We start from the raw sequence: 4,515 nt of genomic DNA, 5'->3' as shown, positions 1-4,515 counted from the left end.
AGTATCTGTTTAGCGATTTTAAGGAAAGCAGGGGACAGGCACTCCGGGACCCACTTGAGCATCATTTTGTGCTTAAAACATCTCATTTTTGGGGACAAGTGGGTCCCGGAAGAGCCAGTCCCCCTGCCACATGCAAAGCGCTAAACAGATACTTTTTCAGACAGGTCTTTCCAGACTCTGACGGGAAAAACGGGCAAGGTTGCCTACCCGGCCTTCTTGGTATAAGCTTCGCCGCAGTTTTTCTGTAATATCATCCCTTGTCCTGGCCCCAAAGCCCGGAAACATGAGAATCAATAATCTTCTCTGTTCAGCGCTGGATGGGGACAGGTTCACCGCACTTATTCTGCTTACAGAAGACTGACGGATTTTAAAAATAAGTGCGGGGTGCCTGTCCCCGGTGGCCGAGGCGATAATTTACCCAAAGTGTCTCTGTAGTGATAACAATATCTGGTTTCCAGGAGAAATACCAAAATGATCCAGGACAATTACGGCCGGGGAGTGAGCTACCTGCGCCTGAGCATAACCGACCGCTGCAACCTGAGGTGTTTTTACTGCCGGCCCGGCAAGGGCTCTCAGTTTATTCCTCACAAAAATATCCTGACATACGAAGACATGCTGTACCTGCTGCATGCAGCCTCGGGCATGGATGTGCAGAAAGTCAGGCTGACCGGAGGAGAACCTTTTGTCCGCCGGGACATACTTTATTTCCTGCACCGGCTCAAAAGCGAACTCCCGGAGATGGAGATAAGGCTGACCAGCAACGCCACCCTGATTGCCGGCAAGATCCGGGCCCTGCGCGACATCGGCATCAAAGGCCTGAACATCTCCCTGGACACCCTGGACCGGGACAAGTATCAGCGCATAACCGGACAGGACAAGCTGGACAACGTTATGGCCAGCATTGACCGCTGTCTGGAAGAGGGGATCAGGGTCAAGATAAATGCCGTGGCCCTCAAGGGAATTAATGACGACGAACTTGGGGATTTTATCCGCCTGGCCATGCAAAAGCCTTTGGATGTGCGCTTTATTGAATTCATGCCCATCGGGGAAAAGTCTCTGTGGAAGGAAGATTATTACTGGTCCTCTTCAGATCTTTTGCTCCAGGCCGCGGAGATTGCTGAAATGGTGCCTGTGGGAAGTCTGAGCCGCAACCATGGCCCGGCGCGTATGTTCAGGCCCGGGCGGGGTCTGGGGCGGGTGGGGGTGATCTCCCCGCTGAGCGAGCATTTCTGCGGAACCTGCAACCGCCTGCGTATTACCGCCAACGGACGTCTGCGCACCTGCCTTTTTTCGGACAAAGAATATAATCTCCTGCCCCTTATCCGTTCCCGGAAAATCGGCCCGGACAGGTTGCGCCTGGTCATGGAGCGGGCCGGACGCAGAAAGCCCATGGGACATAAGCTGTGGTCCAGGGAAAAGCAGGAGAACAGCCTGTGCCGGCGGGTCATGTCTTCCATCGGCGGATAACCAGGAAGGCGAAACATGCTCAGGGTAGAGATTGATTCCGGACTCATCAGGGATAATTATGCCCTGCTTTGCAGTAAAACCACCAGTAGAATCATGGCGGTGGTCAAAGCCGATGCCTACGGGCACGGCCTGGAAGAGGCGGCCCGCTGCCTGTATTCAGCCGGAGCGCGTCGTTTCGGCGTGGGCAGCGTGCAGGAAGGAGCGCGTCTTAGAGACTGCCTGGACCAGCCTTTTATCTACTCCCTGCTGGGGCCGGTGACGCCTGAGGATTACCAGCTACTGTATCAACGCGAAATCATTCCCTTTATCCATTCCTGGGAGCAGCTGAAGGCCCTCAAAGAGGTTGCCTGCAGGGATTCCCGGGTAATCCCGGTGACCCTCAAGCTTGAAACCGGCATGAACCGGCTGGGTTTCAGGCCTGCCGACATCCTGCATTTGCTTGAATTCTGGGAGCAGTGTCAGGGACTGAAGCTGCATATGCTGGCCTCACACCTGAGCCTGGCCGACAATGTCCGGGGCAGGCAGGAGGTGCTGCGCCAGCTCGAGATTTACGAAAAGTGCTGTCAGGCCATGCAGGCCAGGGGACATGAATTTGAAAGATCTCTGGCCAATTCCGCAGCCATTCTGGCCCACCCAGAGACCCATCTGGACTGCGTGCGGCCGGGCATCTCACTTTACGGGGATAATCCCTTTGAAAACACCCCCTGGGCCTCTAAAGGGCAGGGCCTGGCCCAGGCCATGCAGGTCAGGGCCCCGGTGCTGGCGGTGCATGATCTGAAAAAAGGGGGCGGGGTAAGCTACGGTCTCTGCTTTACCGCCCCCAGGGATATGCGCATCGCCATCATAGGCTGTGGCTATGCAGACAACTATTTCAGAGGGTTGTCCAATCGGGGGTGGATGTTTTTCCAGGGACAGAGGCTGCCTGTACTGGGCCGGGTCTGCATGCAGCTGAGCGTGGTGGATGCAACCCGGGTGGAAGACATTGCGCCTGGATGCGGGGTATACGCCCTTGGCGGTTATGGATCACAGGCCGTGAGCGCCCGGGAGATGGCCGGATGGCTGAACAGCATTTCTTATGAGGTATTCTGCAGCCTGGGCAACAATCCCAGACAATGGACCCGGACCGGGTAGACTGGCACATGTGGATCATTCTGGCCTTTATCACCGCCGTGTGCGAAGCGGCCAAGGACGGGCTGTGCAAGAAAAGCCTGCAGAGCATGGACGTATTCACCATTGCCTGGGTGTGGAAGGTCTTCAGTCTGCCCTTTATCCTGCCCCTTATCTTTTTCCCCCCCATACCGGAGCACCTGCCGGTCCAGTTCTGGACGGCCCTTCTTGTGGGGGGCGGCCTGAACATCCTGGCCACGGTACTCTACATCCGGGCCATAAGCACATCGGATCTCTCCATCCCCCTGCCCCTTTTGAGTTTTACCCCGGCTTTCCTGCTCTTTACCTCCCCCTTGCTGGTAGGAGATATTCCGGCCCCTCTGGGTTATGTGGGGGTGCTTTTTATCGTTGGCGGTTCTTATCTTCTGGGGGTGGGCAAAGATACCTCGCTTCTAAGCCCCCTGAGGGCACTGGTACGCGATCCCGGGGCCAGGCTGATGCTGGCGGTGGCCCTTATCTGGAGCGTGGCCGCCAACATGGACAAGCTGGGGGTCATGGCCACCAGCCCCTTCTTCTGGGCGGTGTGCGTACAGGGGTTTATATCTCTGGGATTGACAGTGGTGCTTTTCTGCATGCGGGGCAGACTGCGGGGCAGGATGCAGGCCAATCTCATTCCTTTGCTGCTTATAGGCCTGGTCACAGGGGTGGGCTTCGTGTGCCAGATGGCGGCCATAAAGATCGGGCTGGTGCCTTACGTCATTGCCATAAAAAGGACCAGTATCGTGCTGGGGGTGCTCATAGGCGGGATCTATTTTCTGGAGAAGGATATGAAGACCAGGGTGACGGCCACCCTGGTCATGCTGGCCGGAGTCATGCTTATAGCCGTGTCCTGATGTTTAATCGCCGGTTCTTCTCCGGAAAAAGGCCTTTTCCAGTTCCACAGCCAGAAAGACTATGATGCCGAAGAGTACTATCCTGACCCAGGACTCCAGGCAGACCGGTTCGGTCTGGAAGATGTACTGCATGAAAGGCAGGTAAGTAAAGCCAATCTGCAGTACGGCCAGGACGGCAATGGAGATAAGCACCGCCCTGCTGCCCACAAAACCCTGGATGCTCCAGGCCGGTTCGTGGATGAACCGGCTGTTTATCAGGTAGAAGACCTGTCCCACCACCAGGGTGTTGATGGCCGTGGTGGAGGCCAGTTCATGGGAAGCACCTCCGGACAGCATATACTGGTAGTGCCACAGAGTGCCGATGACCAGGAGCACGGATACCGAGGCCACGCGCCAGATGAGAAACCCGGAGATGAGGGGTTCATCCGGAGGCCTGGGGGGGCGGCTCATGACATTTCCTTCCGGGGGCTCAAAGGCCAGGGCCAGGGCCAGGGTGACTGCTATGATCATATTGATCCACAGAATCTGGGGCGGGCTGATGGGCAGGGTGTACTCCCCTCCTTCGCCCAGAAGGCCGATGCCCAGAACAATGGAAGCCATGACCACCAGGGCCTGCCCTCCGTTGGTGGGCAGGATGAACAGGATGGCCTTTTTCAGGTTGTCGTAAATGGTCCGGCCTTCTTCCACGGCATTGGCGATGGAGGCGAAATTGTCGTCGGCCAGGACCACGTCCGAGGCTTCCCTGGCGGCCTCGGTGCCGCCTTTGCCCATGGCCACGCCCACATCGGCCCGCTTGAGGGCCGGGGCATCGTTGACTCCGTCCCCGGTCATGGCCACGATGTTGCCCCCGGCCTGCAGGGCCTGCACCAGCCTGAGCTTGTGTTCCGGGCTGGTGCGGGCGTAGACGTCCACCCCGGGGACTTTCTGTTCAAGTTCCTCATCACTCATCTTTTCCAGGTCCTTGCCCGCCAGAAAGGTGCGCCCGTCCCCGATGCCCAGCTCGTCGGCAATGGATACCGCTGTCAGGGCGTGGTCCCCGGTGATCATT

4 protein-coding genes are annotated in these 4,515 nt (G+C 57.4%); 3 read left to right on the top strand and 1 reads right to left on the bottom strand.

Annotated features, from left to right (window positions below):
* Positions 1 to 471: 471 nt before the first annotated feature.
* From moaA to QZP87_RS06770, 3 genes are read left to right on the top strand one after another with little or no spacing between them, the layout of a single operon-like run.
* Positions 472 to 1,467 (top strand): GTP 3',8-cyclase MoaA, encoded by a 996-nt coding sequence (moaA, locus tag QZP87_RS06780; protein WP_291322161.1) that lies wholly within the window; start codon positions 472 to 474, stop codon positions 1,465 to 1,467.
* Positions 1,468 to 1,482: 15 nt separating this feature from the next.
* Entirely contained in the window at positions 1,483 to 2,598 is a 1,116-nt protein-coding gene (alr, locus tag QZP87_RS06775) for an alanine racemase (RefSeq protein WP_291322160.1), read from the top strand.
* Complete coding sequence (locus tag QZP87_RS06770; protein ID WP_291322159.1) at positions 2,580 to 3,467, top strand: DMT family transporter; 888 nt, start codon at positions 2,580 to 2,582, stop codon at positions 3,465 to 3,467. The genes alr and QZP87_RS06770 overlap by 19 nt, the downstream gene beginning before the upstream one ends.
* A 3-nt stretch (positions 3,468 to 3,470) precedes the next feature.
* On the opposite strand, the gene QZP87_RS06765 is transcribed toward QZP87_RS06770, so the two are convergent.
* Positions 3,471 to 4,515: HAD-IC family P-type ATPase (locus QZP87_RS06765; protein ID WP_291322158.1), on the bottom strand; the 1,045-nt coding region annotated here is incomplete at its 5' end.

Source organism: Desulfonatronospira sp., from assembly GCA_003563255.1.
In the GTDB taxonomy this organism is placed as follows: Bacteria; Desulfobacterota; Desulfovibrionia; order Desulfovibrionales; family Desulfonatronovibrionaceae; genus Desulfonatronospira.
The sequence above is the reverse complement of the archived record's forward strand: the minus strand, read 5'-3'. Positions and strand labels throughout refer to the sequence as shown.

Coding starts and splice junctions, on each gene's coding strand:
- moaA (WP_291322161.1), top strand. CDS start 472: ATGATCCAGGACAATTACGGCCGGGGAGTGAGCTACCTGCGCCTGAGC.
- QZP87_RS06770 (WP_291322159.1), top strand. CDS start 2,580: ATGGACCCGGACCGGGTAGACTGGCACATGTGGATCATTCTGGCCTTT.
- alr (WP_291322160.1), top strand. CDS start 1,483: ATGCTCAGGGTAGAGATTGATTCCGGACTCATCAGGGATAATTATGCC.